This is a genomic window from Tessaracoccus palaemonis (assembly GCF_019316905.1).
In the GTDB taxonomy this organism is placed as follows: Bacteria; Actinomycetota; Actinomycetes; order Propionibacteriales; family Propionibacteriaceae; genus Arachnia; species Arachnia palaemonis.
Map to the genome: position 1 here is coordinate 142,695 of NZ_CP079216.1, position 16,921 is coordinate 159,615.

General features: G+C 68.6%; 13 protein-coding genes. 6 read left to right on the plus strand and 7 right to left on the minus strand.

Going from position 1 to position 16,921, the window contains the following annotated elements:
- The first annotated feature begins 39 nt into the window (after positions 1-39).
- The 6 genes from KDB89_RS00615 to KDB89_RS00640 all read left to right on the plus strand — a co-directional run bounded on the left by KDB89_RS00615 (position 40) and on the right by KDB89_RS00640 (position 7,457).
- Positions 40-1,425, plus strand: coding sequence for an outer membrane protein assembly factor BamB family protein (locus tag KDB89_RS00615; RefSeq protein ID WP_219082499.1), 1,386 nt, complete (start codon positions 40-42; stop codon positions 1,423-1,425).
- 45 nt (positions 1,426-1,470) lie between these two features.
- Complete coding sequence (locus tag KDB89_RS00620; protein WP_219082501.1) at positions 1,471-2,364, plus strand: pyruvate, water dikinase regulatory protein; 894 nt, start codon at positions 1,471-1,473, stop codon at positions 2,362-2,364.
- Positions 2,365-2,491: 127 nt separating this feature from the next.
- Complete coding sequence (gene ppdK, locus KDB89_RS00625) at positions 2,492-5,140, plus strand: pyruvate, phosphate dikinase (protein ID WP_219082502.1); 2,649 nt, start codon at positions 2,492-2,494, stop codon at positions 5,138-5,140.
- A 114-nt stretch (positions 5,141-5,254) separates the two neighbouring features.
- The gene (locus tag KDB89_RS00630) at positions 5,255-5,917 is read left to right on the plus strand and encodes a hypothetical protein (protein WP_219082504.1); all 663 of its coding nucleotides are present in this window, start codon (positions 5,255-5,257) and stop codon (positions 5,915-5,917) included.
- Positions 5,918-6,084: 167 nt separating this feature from the next.
- A complete protein-coding gene (locus KDB89_RS00635; RefSeq protein WP_219082506.1) occupies positions 6,085-6,594 on the plus strand; it encodes a hypothetical protein in 510 nt (169 codons plus the stop codon).
- Positions 6,595-7,082: 488 nt separating this feature from the next.
- Positions 7,083-7,457, plus strand: a complete 375-nt coding sequence (locus tag KDB89_RS00640; protein ID WP_219082509.1) for a hypothetical protein — start codon at positions 7,083-7,085, stop codon at positions 7,455-7,457.
- A gap of 210 nt (positions 7,458-7,667) precedes the next feature.
- On the opposite strand, the gene yaaA is transcribed toward KDB89_RS00640, so the two are convergent.
- The 7 genes from yaaA to KDB89_RS00675 form a co-directional block, all read right to left on the minus strand.
- A complete protein-coding gene (gene yaaA / locus KDB89_RS00645; protein ID WP_219082511.1) occupies positions 7,668-8,438 on the minus strand; it encodes a peroxide stress protein YaaA in 771 nt (256 codons plus the stop codon).
- A 234-nt stretch (positions 8,439-8,672) separates the two neighbouring features.
- Positions 8,673-10,379 (minus strand): FAD-binding oxidoreductase, encoded by a 1,707-nt coding sequence (locus KDB89_RS00650; protein WP_219082513.1) that lies wholly within the window; start codon positions 10,377-10,379, stop codon positions 8,673-8,675.
- Complete coding sequence (locus KDB89_RS00655; protein ID WP_219082516.1) at positions 10,376-11,176, minus strand: lysophospholipid acyltransferase family protein; 801 nt, start codon at positions 11,174-11,176, stop codon at positions 10,376-10,378. The genes KDB89_RS00650 and KDB89_RS00655 overlap by 4 nt, the downstream gene beginning before the upstream one ends.
- Before the next feature lies 1 nt (position 11,177).
- Complete coding sequence (locus KDB89_RS00660) at positions 11,178-11,954, minus strand: SDR family NAD(P)-dependent oxidoreductase (protein WP_219082518.1); 777 nt, start codon at positions 11,952-11,954, stop codon at positions 11,178-11,180.
- A gap of 595 nt (positions 11,955-12,549) precedes the next feature.
- The gene (locus KDB89_RS00665) at positions 12,550-13,737 is read right to left on the minus strand and encodes an acetate/propionate family kinase (RefSeq protein WP_219082520.1); all 1,188 of its coding nucleotides are present in this window, start codon (positions 13,735-13,737) and stop codon (positions 12,550-12,552) included.
- A gap of 74 nt (positions 13,738-13,811) precedes the next feature.
- Entirely contained in the window at positions 13,812-15,869 is a 2,058-nt protein-coding gene (gene pta, locus KDB89_RS00670; protein ID WP_219082522.1) for a phosphate acetyltransferase, read from the minus strand.
- A gap of 383 nt (positions 15,870-16,252) precedes the next feature.
- Positions 16,253-16,801, minus strand: a complete 549-nt coding sequence (locus KDB89_RS00675) for an NADPH-dependent FMN reductase (protein ID WP_219082524.1) — start codon at positions 16,799-16,801, stop codon at positions 16,253-16,255.
- Between the last annotated feature and the right edge of the window lie 120 nt (positions 16,802-16,921).

A 16,921-nucleotide genomic window follows, 5' to 3' on the forward strand; every position in this document is an offset into this window, starting at 1 on the left:
CGCCTTCCGTGTGCAGAAGGTTCGCCCTACTGTTTCCCCATGCAGTCCGACGGGGAGCTCCTCGACCTCGACCTGCCCCAGCGCCCTCCGGCCAGGCCGGCACGACCGGGCTGGCCGGTGGTGGTGGCCGTTGTCATTTTGATGGGCATCGCAGTCGCCGCAGGGCTTCTCGTGCAACGTCAGCCGAGCCGCTACCTCGCCGGAGAACCCACCGAGGCGTGGTTCCAGGCGGATGTCATCGACGTCGTGGCGACCGGCGACGACCAGTTGCTTGTCACGGTCTCCGACGGCTCGACGCACCACATCCAGTTGCGCGACGGTGCCGACGGTCAGATCCGCTGGTCGGTGGAGGACGAGACGGCCCTCAGGCTCGCGTCGGACCTCCCCGGCACGCGGTGGGTGGCGCTGACGGAGGACCGCGGATCGTTCGACACCACGACGCGGCCGGTGGGCGTGAGGCTCCTCGACCGCGCGTCGGGCGCCGTCGACGAGGTGCTCGCCCTGGCCTCCAGCCGTACGACCGACTCCACGGTGCTCGACTCGTCGCTCCTGAGCAGCGTCGACGGGACCCTCATCCTCATCGAACCGGCTGCCGAAGGGGACTCATACGCCGTGTCGCGGCTCCGGTCCCCCCGACGCGACGACGCCGCCTGGACCGCCACCGTCCCCTCCGCGCTCGTGCCCGACGTCTACGGCCGCAGACCGCCGGTCGAGCGCGACGGCTGGCTGCTGTTCCCGGCCGGCTACGAGTCCATCGGCACCCCCCCGCTGTACACCCTCGCCCTCGACCTCGACACGGGCGAGATGGTCGAGTGGGTGGAGCCGGACCTCCCCTTCTCCGTCGTCGACGACACTGCCGTCACCTGGGGAGCCGACGGCAGCCTCCGCGGGCTGGACCTCGCCACGGGACGCGAGCTCTGGACCCGCAGCGACCCGATCTCCTGGCTTCTGGCCGACGGGGGAGTCCTCGCCGAGGTGATCGACGGACAGCTGACCACCGTCCGGCTGCTGTCGCCGAGAACAGGCGAGGTGGTGTTCGACCTCGCCGTCGACGCGTTCCCGACGGCGATGCTGCGCTACGGGGACATGCTCGTGCTCGCCGACGGGTCCGCCTCCTTCGGCCTCGACACCGTCACGCAGCGCAAGAGCCCCCTGCTCGCCTACGACCTGAGGACTGGTGCGGCGATGTGGAGCGCGTTCGACGATGCCGACGCGTCTCTCGACGGGGTGGTGGCGCTCAGCGCGGGGGCCGGGCAGATCGTGGCCACCTCGACCCAGGACCGCTGGGGAGGCATGGCCCTGCACGGCATCGACCCGTCGACCGGCGCCCTGACCTGGACATGGGGACCCGAGGAGGCCCTGGTGCAGCAGACCGGTGCCAGGTGGACCGTGCTGTCGGGCGAAGGCATCTCCGTCCTCGGCTGAGCCGCCCACAGCGCAGCCCCGTCGATCCTGACTACAGTGGCTGCCATGACAGCAGAGAAGCTGGAAATCCACGTCATCGCTGACTCCACGGGGGAGTCCGCCGTGCGGATCGCCAGGGCTGCGCAGGCGCAGTTCTCGACGAGGCAGTTCACGATCGTCCGGCACCGGAAGGTCGCCACGACGGGCGCCCTGATGCAGGCCCTCGAGCAGATCCGGGCCGCAGCGCCGCACGCCGCGGTGCTGCTGACGCTCGTCAACGAGGAGCGCGCCGAGCTGGTGCGGAACTTCTGCGACGACGAGGCCATCCCCTACGCCGACCTGATGACCGACGCGATCAGCGCCCTGGAGAGGATCAGCGGCGAGGCGGCCGAGCAGGTGCCCATGCGCCCGCTGAACGTCGAGGCCGAGTACTTCGTGCGCATGGCGGCCATCGACTTCGCCGTCCGCAACGACGACGGCGCACTCCCGCAGATGCTGCGTGAGGCCGACATCTGCCTCGTCGGGCCGTCGCGCTCCGGCAAGACGCCGCTGTCGATCTACCTCGCCTACCTCGGCTACAAGGCCGTCAACGTGCCGCTCGTGCCGGGCATCGAGCCGCCTCCCGAGCTGTACGAGGTCGACAGGTGGCGCCTCATCGGACTGACGATGGACGCCGAGCGCCTGCTGAAGATCCGCAGCCAGCGCGTGAAGGGGCTGGGCGGCTTCGGGACGAAGGACGGCTACGCCGACCTGGCGAAGATCTACGACGAGTTGGACGAGATCGCCAAGGTGCACCGGCGGCTGGGGTGCCCGATCATCGACACGACCGGCATCGCGTTGGAGGAGGCGGCGAGCCGGATCATCGACATCGTTGACGCCCGTGCGGAGAAGGCGGGATCGCGGCTGAGACGCCCGGCGGGCATCGCCAGGCCGAAGGTTGCCTGGTCGCCGCTGCCCTGAGCACCATGTCCTGGCATTCCGCCTCGACGAAGGTTGCCAGTGACCTACCGGGCGTAGTTCTGCACGGCTAGGGTTGTCAGGACAAGGGGCGACGGAGCCCCTGGGCAGTCGAAGGAGATTTCCCCGCATGAATGACGTCCGCTACATCTACGACCTCAGCGAAGGCGACGCGAGCATGAAGCCCCTGCTCGGCGGCAAGGGTGCCGGCGTGGCTGAGATGAACAAGGTCGGGGTCCCGGTCCCCGACGCGTTCACCGTCACCACGAAGGCCTGCGTTGAGACGATGAACAACGGTGGCACCTGGCCCGAGACGCTCGCCGAGCAGATCGCGCAGGGCCTCGCCCGCCTGGAGGAGCGCACCGGCCGCACGCTCGGCGGCACCACGAAGCCGCTGCTCGTCTCCGTCCGCTCCGGCGCCGTGTTCTCCATGCCCGGCATGATGGACACGATCCTGAACCTCGGCATCTCCGACGAGTCGGTCGTCGCGGTCGCGGAGGAGTCGGGCAACGAGCGCTTCGCGTGGGACTGCTACCGCCGCTTCATCCAGATGTACGGCGAGGTCGTGGAGGGCGTGCCGTCGCACGTGTACGAGGACGCCCTGTCCGCGCTGAAGAGCAGCCGCGGCGTCGAGAACGACACGGACCTGACGGCCGAGGACCTCAAGGAGCTCGTCGCCACGTTCAAGGAGATCTCCAACGAGCAGCTGGGTGGCGAGTGGACCAGCGACCCGCGCGAGCAGCTGAACCGCGCTGTCAACGCCGTGTTCAAGTCGTGGCAGAACCCGCGCGCCGAGGTCTACCGCCGCGCCAACAACATCTCCGCCAGCCTCGGCACCGCCGTCAACATCATGCAGATGGTCTTCGGCAACCGCGGCGACACCTCTGCCACCGGCGTCTGCTTCACCCGCAACCCGTCGACCGGCGAGAAGGCCCTCTACGGCGAGTTCCTCGTCAACGCGCAGGGCGAGGACGTCGTCGCAGGCATCCGCACCCCGCGGCCGCTCGCCGAGATGCGCGAGGTCCTCCCCGAGGCCTACGACCAGCTGATCGACACCATGCACCGCATGGAGAACCACTACAAGGACATGCAGGACATGGAGTTCACCGTCGAGGACGGCAAGCTCTTCCTGCTCCAGACGCGCAACGGCAAGCGCACCGCCGCCGCGGCGCTGAAGGTGGCCTCCGACCTCGTCGATGAGGGCATCATCACCAAGGACGAGGCGCTCCTGCGCATCGAACCGGGCCAGCTGGACCAGCTCCTGCACCCGGCCATCGACCCGAGCCATGGCAGGCAGCCGGTCGCCCTCGGCCTCCCCGCCTCGCCGGGCGCCGCCGTCGGCGAGATCGTGTTCGACGCCGACACGGCCGCCGAGCGCGGCGGGCGCGGCGAGCCGGTGATCCTGGTGCGCTTCGAGACCACCCCCGACGACATCCACGGCGTGATCGTCGCGCAGGGCATCCTCACTGCGCACGGCGGCATGACGTCGCACGCTGCGGTCGTCGCGCGCGGCATGGGCAAGCCCTGCGTGGCCGGCGCCCAGGGCATCCGGATCGACCCCGTCGCCAAGACGCTTACGATCGGCGCCACCGTCTTCCATGAGGGCGACACCATGACGCTCGACGGGTCCGTGGGCAAGGTCTACGGCGAGGCGCTCGCGCTGATCCCGCCGCAGATCAACGAGGACTTCCAGCGCGTGGTGCAGTGGGCCGACGAGGTTCGCCGGCTCGGCGTCCGCGCCAACGCGGACAACTTCGAGGATGCGACGAAGGCGCGCGAGCTGGGTGCCGAAGGCATCGGCCTGTGTCGCACCGAGCACATGTTCATGGCCCAGGACCGGCTCCCCGCAGTGCGCAAGATGATCCTGGCCGACACCCCGGAGCAGCGCGCGGCCGCCCTGGCCGAGATCCTGCCGATGCAGCAGACCGACTTCGAGGGCATCTTCACGGCGATGAAGGGGCTGCCCGTGACGGTGCGTCTCCTCGACCCGCCGCTGCACGAGTTCCTGCCCAACCTGGTCGAGCAGTCGCTGCTCGTCCAGCGGCTCGAGCTCGAGGGCGGCGACACGGCCGAGCTGGCGCAGGCCAGGCAGACCCTCAGCCAGGTCAAGAAGCTGCACGAGCTGAACCCGATGCTCGGCACCCGCGGTTGCCGGCTGGCAATGCTCTACCCGGAGATCCCGGAGATGCAGGCCCGCGCGATCATCCGCGCGGCGCTGGCGGTGCTCGACCGCGAGGGCGAGACGGTCGGGGTCGAGATCATGATCCCGCTCGTCGCGCTGACCAAGGAGCTGGAGACCCAGCGGGCGATCGTCGTCGCGGCGGTGGAGGAGGAGTTCGCGGCCGCCGGCCGCAGCCTCGATTACACCGTCGGCACGATGATCGAGCTGCCCAGGGCGGCGCTGATCGCGGACAAGATCGCGGAGCACGCGGACTTCTTCTCGTTCGGCACCAACGACCTGACGCAGACGACGATCGGCATCTCCCGCGACGACGCGGAGAACGGCTTCCTGACCAACTACGTCATGGAGCACGTGCTGGAGCGCAACCCCTTCGAGTCGATCGACGTCGAGGGCGTCGGGCAGCTCGTCACGGAGGGCGTCACGAAGGGCCGCAGCACCAAGCCGAAGCTCAAGACCGGCGTCTGCGGCGAGCACGGTGGGGACCCGGACTCGGTGGAGTTCTTCAACTCCGCGGGCCTCGACTACGTGTCGTGCTCGCCGTTCCGGGTGCCGATCGCCCGCTTCGCGGCCGCCAAGGCCGTCCTGCAGCAGGCCTGATCCCGCCTCAGAGCGACGCCGTGCCCTCCGGGGCGCGGCGTCGCGCCTGTGGAGAACCGGGCGGCTCGTCGGCGCTCCCCTCTAGACTGTCGGAGACCTGACGAAGGAGCGATCATGTCGACCAACCACGGCCCGGACTTCACCGGCCCCGGCTACGGCAGCGCGTCGGAGCCGACGGTTCCGCTCCGCGACGAGCCAACGACACCGATCCCGTCTCCCGCCGTGGCCGAGCCGACCAGGCCGATGTGGGAGAGCGTCGCCCCGAACCCGGCGCCCGCCGCTCAGCCGTCTCCGGCGCAGCCGCAGCCGCAGCCGTACGGGCAGCCTCAGCCCTACGGGCAGCAGGCTCCCGGATACGGCGCGTCGACGTACGGGCAGCAGCCCTATGGCGGCCCGTATGCGCAGGCTCAGCCATACGCGCAGCCCCAGCCCTACGGGGCGGCCCAGCCGTACGGGCAGGCGCAGCCCTATGGTCAGCAGCCCTACGGGCAGGTTCAGCCGTACGGGTACGGGCTCTACCAGCCCTACGGGATGGCGTACATCCCCGAGCACCCCAGGTCCGGCACGATCCTGACGCTCGGCGTCGTGAGCCTCCTCATCCCCATCACAGCGCCGTTCGCCTGGTACTTCGGTGTCCGCGCAAAGCGCGACATCGCAGAGGGCGCGCCCTACCGCTACGGCGGCACCGCCCGTGCGGGCGAGATCATCGGCATCGTGATGACCATTCTCCAGGCGCTGTTCTGGCTGCTGGTCTTCATGGGCCTCTACACCAGCTAGGACGCCCGTCGGGTGGGGTGTGGATAACGTGCCGCGGTGCACCCCGGGGGCGGCATGCTGGGGCTTCGCCGGTCTCGCACGATTCCGCGGCGCTGGATATGTCCCCGGCCCGCCTCACATCAGTGCAAGACTGGTGACCAGTTGTCAGAACCGAGATGGGAGATCTCATGACGCAGCCCCAGGGCTCCAGCCCTTACGAGCCCCAGTCGGAGCCGAGCCAGGGCTCCGCCCCGCAGCAGCCCAGCTTCGGGCAGCCCTCCTACGGGTCCCCCGAGCAGCCGTCGGCCTACGGCGCGAGCTCGCCCCAGCCGCCGAGCTACGACCAGTCGGCCTACGGCGCTCCCCAGCAGCCTTACGGCCAGCCGCAGCAGCCCTACGGCGCGGCCCAGCCATACCAGCAGCCCTACGGCTACCAGGCGGCGGAGCACCCGCAGGCGCAGACGGTGTTCATCCTCGGCATCGTCGGCATCTTCGTCGGCATCTGTGGGTTCATCGCCTGGTACCTCGGCGCCCAGGCCAAGAAAGAGATCCAGGCGGGTGCCCCGTACCCGTTCGAGGGCAAGCTGAAGACCGGCTACACGCTCGGCAAGGTGTTCTCGATCATCTACATCGTGTTCGTCGCCATCTACATCGTCGCGATCATCGCGGCCATCGCATTCGGCGTCACCCAGTCCTGACCGAGGCTTGAGGGGCCGGGCACCGCGAGGTGTCCGGCCCTCGTCGTACCCGGGAGTCCGCGCGTGGGCATCCTCTCGGGAGTGGACATGTGAGGTGCCCGACAGAGCACCCCCCTGTGAACGAGACGATGCTCACGCGCCACGCGAACGGCACCACCGACACGGTTCTCCCGTGAGCCGACCACCCCGACGTCGGGCCGATCCTCGCGCTCGGCATCATCGGCGTGCTGCCGTTGGCATATCGCTCGTCTGTGGGCCTCTGCCTGGTGTCTCGGGTCCCATCGGTCAGGACATCAGGGCGGGCAAGACCTTCCGATGGGAGGGCAAGGCGCGGACCGGCTACTGGCTCTACATGATGTCCCCGGTCGTCCACGTCGCCGTGCTGATCATCGCGCTGGCGGCACAGCTCGGCTGAACACCTTGTCGGACGACACTTGCGGCCCCGTCGGGGGCATGGGAGTCTGGTGACCGACAGCGATGGAGGCCCCATGTCCCAACAGCCGCCGTACAACGGGTACCAGCAGGGCTATCAGCAGCCACCGGCCCAGCCGGGCTACGGCTACCAGCAGCCCTACTACGGATACCAGCCGCCCGCCGAGCACCCGCAGGCGCAGACCGTCTTCATCCTCGGCATCGTCGGGATCTTCACCGGCATTCTGTCCTTCGTCGCCTGGTACCTGGGGTCCGAGGCCAAGAAGGAGATCGAGGCCGGCGCGCCCTACCCGTTCGAGGGCAAGCTGAAGACCGGCTACCTGCTCGGCAAGATCCTGGGCATCATCAGCCTCGCCAGCGCCGGCCTCGGGCTGCTGCTGCTGATCGTCTACTTCGTGATGATGCTCGCCATCTTCGGCGCCTTCATGTGACCCCGCGTCCCGGCTGGGGCGCAACACGATTGTGGTCGGTACGCCGACCACAATCGTGTTCGACACCCCTCCGGACGGACGTGCTCCGGTGCGCCTGGGTGCGATGAGCACATCCTCCTTCTCATCGCGGATGGCAACGATCACACGGCCCTTTCGGGCGACGACAAGTGTGTCGTGCTCATCGCGGCGCCGGTCGCGAGTCTGTTGTCCTCAGCGGACGAAGACCGGGTGGTCCTTCGTCGAGCGCGCCTTGTCGAAGATGTAGCCGTCGCCGTCGAACTCGACTATCCGCGACGCGGTCCGCACCCGGTTGCGCACGAGCCACGCGGCCATGGTTCCGCGGGCGCGCTTGGCGTAGAAGCTGACGACCCGGGGCCGCCCCTTCGCGTCGCGGTCCTCGAAGCGGGGCGAGATGACGCGGTGCCCGAGTCGCCGGACGTCGATGACGCTGCCGTACTCGTTGCTCGCCAGGTTCACCAGCACCGGGGATCCGGGCGACGCGGCGAGGTCCTCGGCCAGCAGGTCGGTGACCTGCGTTCCCCACCAGTCGTAGAGCGACCGGCCCCGCGTCGTGGCCAGGCGGGTGCCCATCTCGAGGCGGTGCGGCTGGATCAGGTCCAGCGGCCGGAGCAGTCCGTAGAGGCCCGACAGGATGCGCACCGTCTTCTGGGCGTCGGTGAGGTCCCGCGCGTCGAACTCGCGGGCGGCCATGCCCTGGTACACGTCGCCGTTGAACGCGAACACCGCCGGCCGTGAGTTGGCCGGCGTGTGGTCGACGTCGAACTCGCGGTAGCGCGTGGCGTTGAGGTGGGCCAACTCGTCTGAGATGTGCATCAGCGTCGCGATGTCGGCGGGCGACTTCTCCCGCATCACCTCGATCAGCTCGGCCGACTGCTCCACGAGCCGCGGCTCGGTGTGCTTCTTCGTCGGCAGCTTCGTGTCGAAGTCGAGCGACTTGGCGGGGGAGAGCACCGTCAGCATGCGCCCGAGTCTACCGACCGCGCCCCCGACCCGATGCCGCGATGAGCACGACACACTTGTCGTCGCCCGAAACGGCCGTGTGAGCGTTGCCATCCGCGGCGAGAAGGAGGATGTGCTCATCGCGCCCCGAGCTCCCCGACGCGCCCGTCGCCTGACGCGCCCAGCGCACCCCGACGCGGACGCCCCGCCGGGCCGTCCCTGAGGGCCGACGCGACGGGGCGCGACGAGGTGGTGTCAGGCGTCCTGGGAGTTCGACGAGATGCCGGGGCGACCTTCGTGGATGATCTTGCCAGGGTTCAGGTGGTGGCCCGGGTCGACGCCGTCGAACAGCTTGCGCTGGATGAACACTCCCGCGGGGGAGATGTCCTGGTCCATCCAGGGGCTGTGCTCCTCGCCGACGCCGTGGTGGTGCGACACCGTGCCGTGGTTGTCCATGAACGACTGCTGGATCACGCGCTTGGCCACGTCGTACGTCGCCATCTGGTTCTCGCTGTCGTCGGCGATCGCGAACGTGAAGTACTGGCAGGCGCCCGAGTGGTACGAGTGCGACAGGTGGCAGAACACCACGCCCCGCACGCCGATCTCGTCCATCGCCTTCTGGAACCGCGCGACGGTGTTGGTGTGGATCTGCTCGGCGTAGGCCCACGGCGTCGTCGTCTCGGAGACGTCACAGATGAGGCCGCGGTCGAGCATGAAGTCCCGGATGTAGGGGGTGTCGTACTTCTTCTGGTCGTACAGCGTGCCCGGCCCCTTGCCGACGGAGATGCCGCCGTTGGCCTTGACGATCCTGCTGACCAGCCCCTTCTCGTAGCGGACGTGCGTCGGGCTGCCCTCAAAGCCGACGAAGCTCATCGCAATCTTCTCGAGGTCCCAGCCCTTTGCCTCCATGATCTTCTGGATGGCCTTGCTGGACAGCGACCCGATGCGCGACGATTTCTTGCCGTTGGCCATGATGTACTGCGTCTCGACGGCGTCCGAGACCCGCGCCATCATCGGCGCCGCGTCGGAGGCCATGATCTGCTCGCAGGCCTTGAGCCCGTCCTCATAGGTGGCGAAGAAGTAGGACTGCAGCTCGCGGACCTCGGGGAGCCGGTGCACGTTGACCCACGCCGACGTGATGACGCCGAGGCGACCCTCGGAGCCGAGCACCATCTCGCGGACGCTCGGGCCGGACGACGACGACGGCAGCGGCCGCAGCGACAGCACCTGGCCGGGCATGACCATGGTCAGGCCGCGGACGATGTCGGCGATGTCGCCGTACTTGTCGGACTGCATGCCGGATGAGCGGGTGGCGATCCAGCCGCCGAGCGTCGACCAGACGAAGGAGTCCGGGTGATGCCCCAGCGTCCAGCCCTGCGAGTTGAGCTGGTCCTCCATGTCGGGGCCGAACACGCCGGCCTGGATGTGCGCGAGTCCTGAGGTCTCGTCGATCTCCAGCACGCGGCTCAGCCGGCCGAGGTTCACGGAGACCACCTGGCGGGTCTCGCCGGGCTCCGCCTCCAGTGCCGCGACGATGTTGGAGCCGCCGCCGAAGGGGATCAGCACGCCATCGGCCGCGACGACCGCGTCGACGAGCCTCTCCACTTCGGCCTGCGAGCCCGGGTACAGCACGACGTCAGGCAGGCGGCCGAGCTGACCGGCGCGCACGCGCATCAGGTCGCGCACGCCCTTGCCGAACGCGTGCACGACGCGGGTCTCGTCGTCGGTCTGGACGAACTTCTCGCCGAGGATGGCCACCAGTTCACCGCGCAGCGCCTCGCCCAGCTGCGACGCGGGCACCTCAAGGTCGTCGAAGCGCGGGCTCGGGGGGACAGCGGCCGTGATGTCGACGCCGACCATCTTCTTCACGAACGGCGCGAACTTCGGCTTGTCGTGGTGGCTGTAGGACTTCCCGTCCTCGCCCCAACCCCACCACTTCTGCTGCTTGACGCCCTCGATCATCGACCCTCCTGCTTGTCGGCCTGCTCCTTGGCGTCCTCGACCAAGGTGGCGATCTCGCTCTTGCCTGCCTTCTCCAGTGCATCGGCCCGCGCGAATTCCGCCAGGGTCTTCTTACCGTAAGCGCGGGCCGTCGTGTCGTGAAGTTCCAGAACCTGGCGTCGCATCCGCTCGTTGAACTCGTGTGCGATCTCGCCCGGGTACGGATACATCGGCCGTCCGAACACGACGTGCACCTCAGGTCGGCCCTTGGGGAGGTGCTTCTGCTTCGACGGCCAGGCGGCGTAGGCGCCCACCAGGGCGACCGGTACCGCTGGGACGCCGCGCGAGATGCACAGGGAGGCGACGCCAGGGATGAACGGCCCCATCGCACCCGTGCGGGACCGGGTTCCCTCGGGGAACAGGAGGATCGGGACGCCGTCGCTGAGCAGCTGCGAGGCCATGCCGCGCTGGCCCTTGCCGCCCTTGCCCCGGTCGACGGCGAACGCGTTCATGAACAGGTTCATGCCGAGAGACTTGGCCCAGTTGCCGAAGAAGAAGTCCCCCGCCGCGCCCGTCGCAACGAACTTCGACAGCCTCCCCGGCATGGAGCACAGGATCAGCGGCGCGTCGAGGTGCGAGCTGTGGTTGCCGAACACGGCGAACGCGCCCTCGAGCCCGTCGAGGTTGTTCGCGCCGTGCACATGGATCTTCAGCAGCTTGACGAGGGCCGGCTTCAGCAGCAGCAGCTGCGCGGTCTGACGCGTGGTCGCCTGCAGCTTCGACTGGTACCGGGTGCTGGACTGGCTGTCCTCGGCCAACTCAGTGCTTCTTCCTCGATGCGGTCAGCATCCGGGAGACCTGCCGGGTGATGGCCTTGGGGCCATGATCGCCGACGAACACGGACAGTCGCCACTTCCAGTCCGGGATGGACTCGATCTTGTTCCGCTCGGCGTCGGCGAGCGCCCGGTGGACGAGCTTCTTCGGGTCGATCCACACCACGCCGGGGAGCCTGGAGGAGTTGATTCCGGCCCGGGCGTGGAACTCGGTCTTCACCCAGCCGGGCAGCAGCCCTGTGACGTGCACCCCGGTGCCCTCGAGCTCCAGCGCCAGCGCCGTCGAGTACGTCCGTGCCCACGCCTTGATCGCCGAGTAGTTGCCCGTGTAGATGATCGACGACGACGACGCGACGTTGACGATGTGGCCGTGACCGCGGCCCCGCATGGCCCGGCCGGCCGCGCCGCCGAGGATGAACACAGCGAGGCACATGACGTCGAACGCCTTGGCCTGCAGGTCGATCTCGTCGCGATCCAGCACGGTGGAATGGAGACCGAAGCCTGCATTGTTGATGAGCCACTCGACGGGCCGGGAGGGGTCCTCGAGCCGGTCGGCGACCTTCATCACGTCCGAGCGGACCGAGAGGTCGGCGGGCAGCGTCTCCACGTGCACTCCGTACTTCTCGCCGAGCTCGGCGGCGACGGCGTGCAGGCGCGCCTCGTCGCGGGCGACCAGGACGAGGTCGTTGCCCCGCTCGGCCAGCTCGCGCGCGAACTCCAGCCCGATGCCCGACGTGCCACCCGTGATCAGCGCAGAAACCATAGGGCCTACGGTACGCCACCGTCGACAACGAAGAGCAGCCGAGTCGTGCGCCGGCCTGAGCGCTGTTGGTGAGCCCACAAGCTCAGGAGCCGGATGTTGTGGGGATCGGCCAATGGCCGGATCGACAGCTGGAGATTCCCCACAATGCGGGTCGGGACGCAGTCACGCAATCGGACTCGCCGTCGGCCACCGCTCCCGAAAACCGTTCAGAGCCCGATTCTCCCTGGTCTGCTCCCGAGAACCGTTCAGTACCCCGTCGCCCCTCCCCTCCAATGACCCCGTCGCGTCCGAATTTCGGGCACTGCCCGCTTCTCCCCGGTCCGACGACGAAAAGCGCACACGGCCTTGAGTCGGATCTCGCCCAGCCCGACGAGGGTCGCCACCCAGTGGGCGATTCTCGGCACGGGACCGGGGAGAATCGACCACTGAACGGTTTTCGCCGACGAGCCGGGTCAAAGCAGCGCCGCCCCCGTACACAAGGTGGCCTGAGCCGCAGCGCCCGCGCACTAGCGGCTCCGGACAGCCAAGGAGGGAATAGCGGCTCCGGACAGCAAAGGAGGGCGCCCGGCGGGGCGCCCTCCTCAGTGGTGTCGCGTCAGCGGCCGATGACGCTCAGGGTCTCCTGGGCCATCGCCAGTTCCTCATTGGTCGGCACGACCAGGGTGCGGACCGTGGCGTCGGCGGCCGAGATGTCGCGCGGCTGCTTCGACCGGGCCCGGTTGGCGTCGTCATCGAGCTTCAGGCCGAAGTGGCTGAGGCGGTCGATCACGGCCTTGCGGACAGGGTCTGCGTTCTCCCCGACGCCTGCGGTGAACACCACCGCGTCGAGGCCGCCGAGAAGCGCGTAGTACGAGCCGATGTAGCTCACGAGCCGGTGGACGTAGACATCGAGCGCGAGGCGCGAGGCCTGGTCGCCGTTCTCCACGGCGGCCTCCACGTCCCGCATGTCGGTGTAGCCGCACAGGCCGGCCATGCCGGAGCGCTTGTTCAGCAGGTCGTCGACCTCGGCGATGGTCATACCGGCCGAGTTCACCAGGAACGCATGCAGGCCGGGGTCGACGTCGCCGGAGCGGGTACCCATCACGAGGCCCTGCAGCGGGGTCAGGCCCATGGAGGTGTCGATCGCGACGCCGCCGTCGACCGCGGAGATCGAGGCGCCGTTGCCGAGGTGACAGACGATCAGCTTCGTCTCCTCGATGGGGCGGCCCAGGCACTTCGCGGCTTGCTTGGACACGTAGCTGTGCGAGGTGCCGTGGAAGCCGTACTTGCGGATGCTGTAGCGGTCCGTGACCTCCCTGTCGACGGCGTAGGTGTACGCCTCCGCGGGCAGGGTGGAGAAGAATGCCGTGTCGAACACACCGACGTGCGGCACGTCCGGCAGCACCTCCTGCGCGGCGCGGATGCCCGCGATGCCGGGCGGGTTGTGCAGCGGCGCGAGGCCGGAGAGCTCGACGAGCTTGTCGATGACCTCCTCGGTGATCAGCGTGGACTCGACGAACGTCGACCCGCCGTGCACGGTGCGGTGGCCGACGGCGACAACGTCGTCGAGGCTCGGTCCGTGGTCGCGGAACATCTGCACGACTGCAGCGACGGCCTCGACATGGTTCGCGAAGTGCGTCTCCTCGTGGTACTCGTTCTCGCCCACCTCGTGATCGATGGTCGACGTCTCGAGTCCGATGCGCTGGACGATGCCGACGGCGCGGGGGCCGGGCTCGGCGGGGTCGAGCAACTGGTACTTGATGGACGACGATCCACAGTTGAGAAGGAGGATCGGCTGAGCCATGGACTTGTTCCTGTTCGGTCGGGAGGTGGTGGTGTGCGCCCGCCGGGAGGCGTGCACATGCGCGTCGGGTGAGGTCACAGAGCCTGGGCCTGGATCGCGGTGATCGTGATCGTGGAGACGATGTCGTCCACGAGCGCGCCGCGCGAGAGGTCGTTGACAGGCTTGCGCAGCCCCTGCAGCATCGGGCCGACGGCGACGGCGCCGGAGGTACGCTGCACCGCCTTGTAGGTGTTGTTGCCGGTGTTCAGGTCCGGGAAGATGAACACCGTGGCGCGGCCGGCGACCTCGGATCCGGGCATCTTCTTCCGCGCGACGACCTCGTCGACCGCCGCGTCGAACTGAATCGGGCCCTCGACCTTGATCTGCGGGGCGCGCTCGCGCACCAGGCGCGTGGCCTCGCGGACCTTGTCGACGTCGGCGCCGAAGCCCGAGTCGCCGGTCGAGTAGGACAGCATCGCGACGCGCGGCTCAATGCCGAAGCTCTCCGCCGTCCTTGCCGAGGAGATGGCGATGTCGGCCAGCTGCTCCGCCGTCGGGTCGGGGTTGACGGCACAGTCGGCATAGACAAGGACGCGGTTGCTCATGCACATCAGGAACGAGCCGGACACGACGCTCACGCCGGGGGCGGTCTTGATGAACTCGAGGCTGGGGCGGATGGTGTTGGCCGTGGTGTTCACGGCGCCGGAGACCATGCCGTCGGCCATGCCGAGGTGGACCATCATGGTCCCGAAGTACGAGAGGTCCTTCAGCTTCTCGAGCGCCTGCTCGATCGTGACTCCCTTGTGGGCGCGCAGCTTTGCGTACTCGCGGGCGAAGCCCTGCAACAGCTGCGGGTCCTCCGGGCTGATGACCTTCGCCTCGCTGAGGTTCAGACCGAGCTCGCTGGCGCGGGCGCTGATCCTGGCGGCGTCGCCCAGCAGGATGATCTCCGCGACGGACCGTTGCAGCGCGATGGCGGCGGCGGTAAGGACGCGGTCGTCGGTGGACTCAGGCAGCACGATCCGCTGGCGGTTGGAGCGCGCCTTCTGCTGGATCTGGTACTCGAACATCGTGGGCGTGCGGATCTCGGTGCGCGGAAGGTCGATGGCGGCCAGCAGGGCCTCCTCGTCGACGAACTCCGAGAAGACGGCGCGGGAGACCTCGATCTTGCGGTCTGAACCGGTCGACGTGCCGTGCACGTTCTGGAGCGTGGTCGCGGTCGTGAAGGTGTCCATGGACGTGATGGCGATGGGCAGATCGACCAGCGACTCGCCGAAGAGCTTCGAGACGGACTCGGGGATGTCGAAGCCGCCGGTCAGGATCAGCGCGGCCAGCGGTCCGTACTGGGCCGACGAGTGGGCCATGACCAGGCCGGGGAGCAGGTCGAGTCGGTCGGCGGGCACGATGACCGTCGACTCCTTCTTCAGGCGCGTCAGCAGGTTCGGCAGCGTCATGCCGCCGATGAGCGTCGAGAGGGACTCGTGGTGCAGGAAATCCTCCTGGCCGAGCCACCGCGTGGCGCCGACGGCGGTGAACTGCTCACCCACCGAGGGCGCGGCGAGCACGTCGTTGTGCGGCCACACAGACACGACGACGTCGCGGACCTTCTTGAGCGCGACGGCGGCCTCGTCGCGCTGCGCCGGGTCGGCGTGCGTCGCGACCATGGCGATGACGGTGTTGTAGGCGCTCTCGAGGGTCTCGATCGCGGCCTCGGCGAGGCGTTGGATCTGGCCGGCGCTGCGACCGTCGACGCGGCAGACGAAGAGGATGGGGGAGTTCAGGTTGGCCGCGATCGTCGCGTTGCGGGCCAGCTCGGACGAGGCCTCCAGGCTCTCGTAGTCCGAGCCGAGGATCACGACTGCGTCGCGGGACTCGGCCAGCGCGTTGTACTTCGCCACGATGGTGTCGAGGGCCTGGTCCGGGTTCGCGGCCCAGTCGGCGTAGGAGACGCCGATCGCCGACTCGAGGCTCTGGGACAGAGCCTTGTGGGAGAGGAGGGCTTCGGTCACCGGGTCATGCTCGACCGAGGCCACCAGCGGACGGAAGACGCCCACGGACCGGACCTGGCGCGCGAACAGGTCGACGACGCCCAGCGCGATGGAGGACTTACCGACTTGCCGCTCCGATGAGGCAATGTACACACTCTTAGTCACGGAAGTACCATACCGCGTCTGAATCTGGTGACCGTTCCGTCGATCGATTGCGGGATCCGGTTTCAGTAAGCAACACCGTCGGGGCGCGTCGGCGGTGGCCGGCGGGGTCGTTGCGCGGCGGGGGCCCAGGTCAGTCTTGGCAGTCGGTCCGAGTTCACCGACGCCACCCTTACCGACGGACGCCACCCTTGTTGACCGACGCCACCCCTCGTGACACACGCCACCGCCATGGCGGTGGCATCTGTCGAGAAGGGTGGCGCCTCTTGGAATGGGTGGCGCTTGGGCTCAGGGTGGCTGCGGGGTGGCTGCGGAGTAGGGGCGGTGGGTCAGTCGGCGCGTCTCACCGCCACGAGGGATCAGCTGGCTGGCTTCACCGCGTCGTGTCAGGCCGACAGCCTTTCCGCGATCGGCACCAGCGCGTCGAACAGCTGCCCCAGCTCGGCCGCGCGCCGCTCCGACGGGGCGACCGTCTCCCCGTCGAACTCGGTGAAGGTCGACATCGACACCTGATTGCGAATGTCGAACATGTTGAAGTTCGCCGCCACTTGGCGCCACTGTTCGACGGCCCGCACGCCGCTGGCCGCGCCGTAGGAGACGAACGCCATGGGCTTGCCGAACAGCTCGGGGCCGACGTGGTCGATGGCGTTCTTGAACGCGCCGGGGATGCCGTGGTTGTACTCGGCGGTGATGAACACGTAGCCGTCGCACGCGTCGAGCTCGTCGGAGAAGCGCTGCACCCGCTCGTCGTCGTACGTCTTGTCCAGCGTCGCGGGCAGGGCAGCGTCGCTGAAGACGGGGAGGTCGAAGTCGATCAGGTCGATCAGCCGGTACTCGGCGTCGGTGCGGTCGGCGGTCACGCCGAGGATCCAGTCGGCGACCGACCCGCCCCTCCGGTGGTCACGGACGGAACCCAGCACGATGCCGATCTTCATGAGGCAGCCTTTCGACGACTGGCCCCAGGGTAGCCCTGTCCGTTCCGCGTACCTGAGACCTCTCACTCCGCCCTCCGGCACCGTCGTCGGCTGTCCCTTTGGCCGTCGGATGTCCGTCGG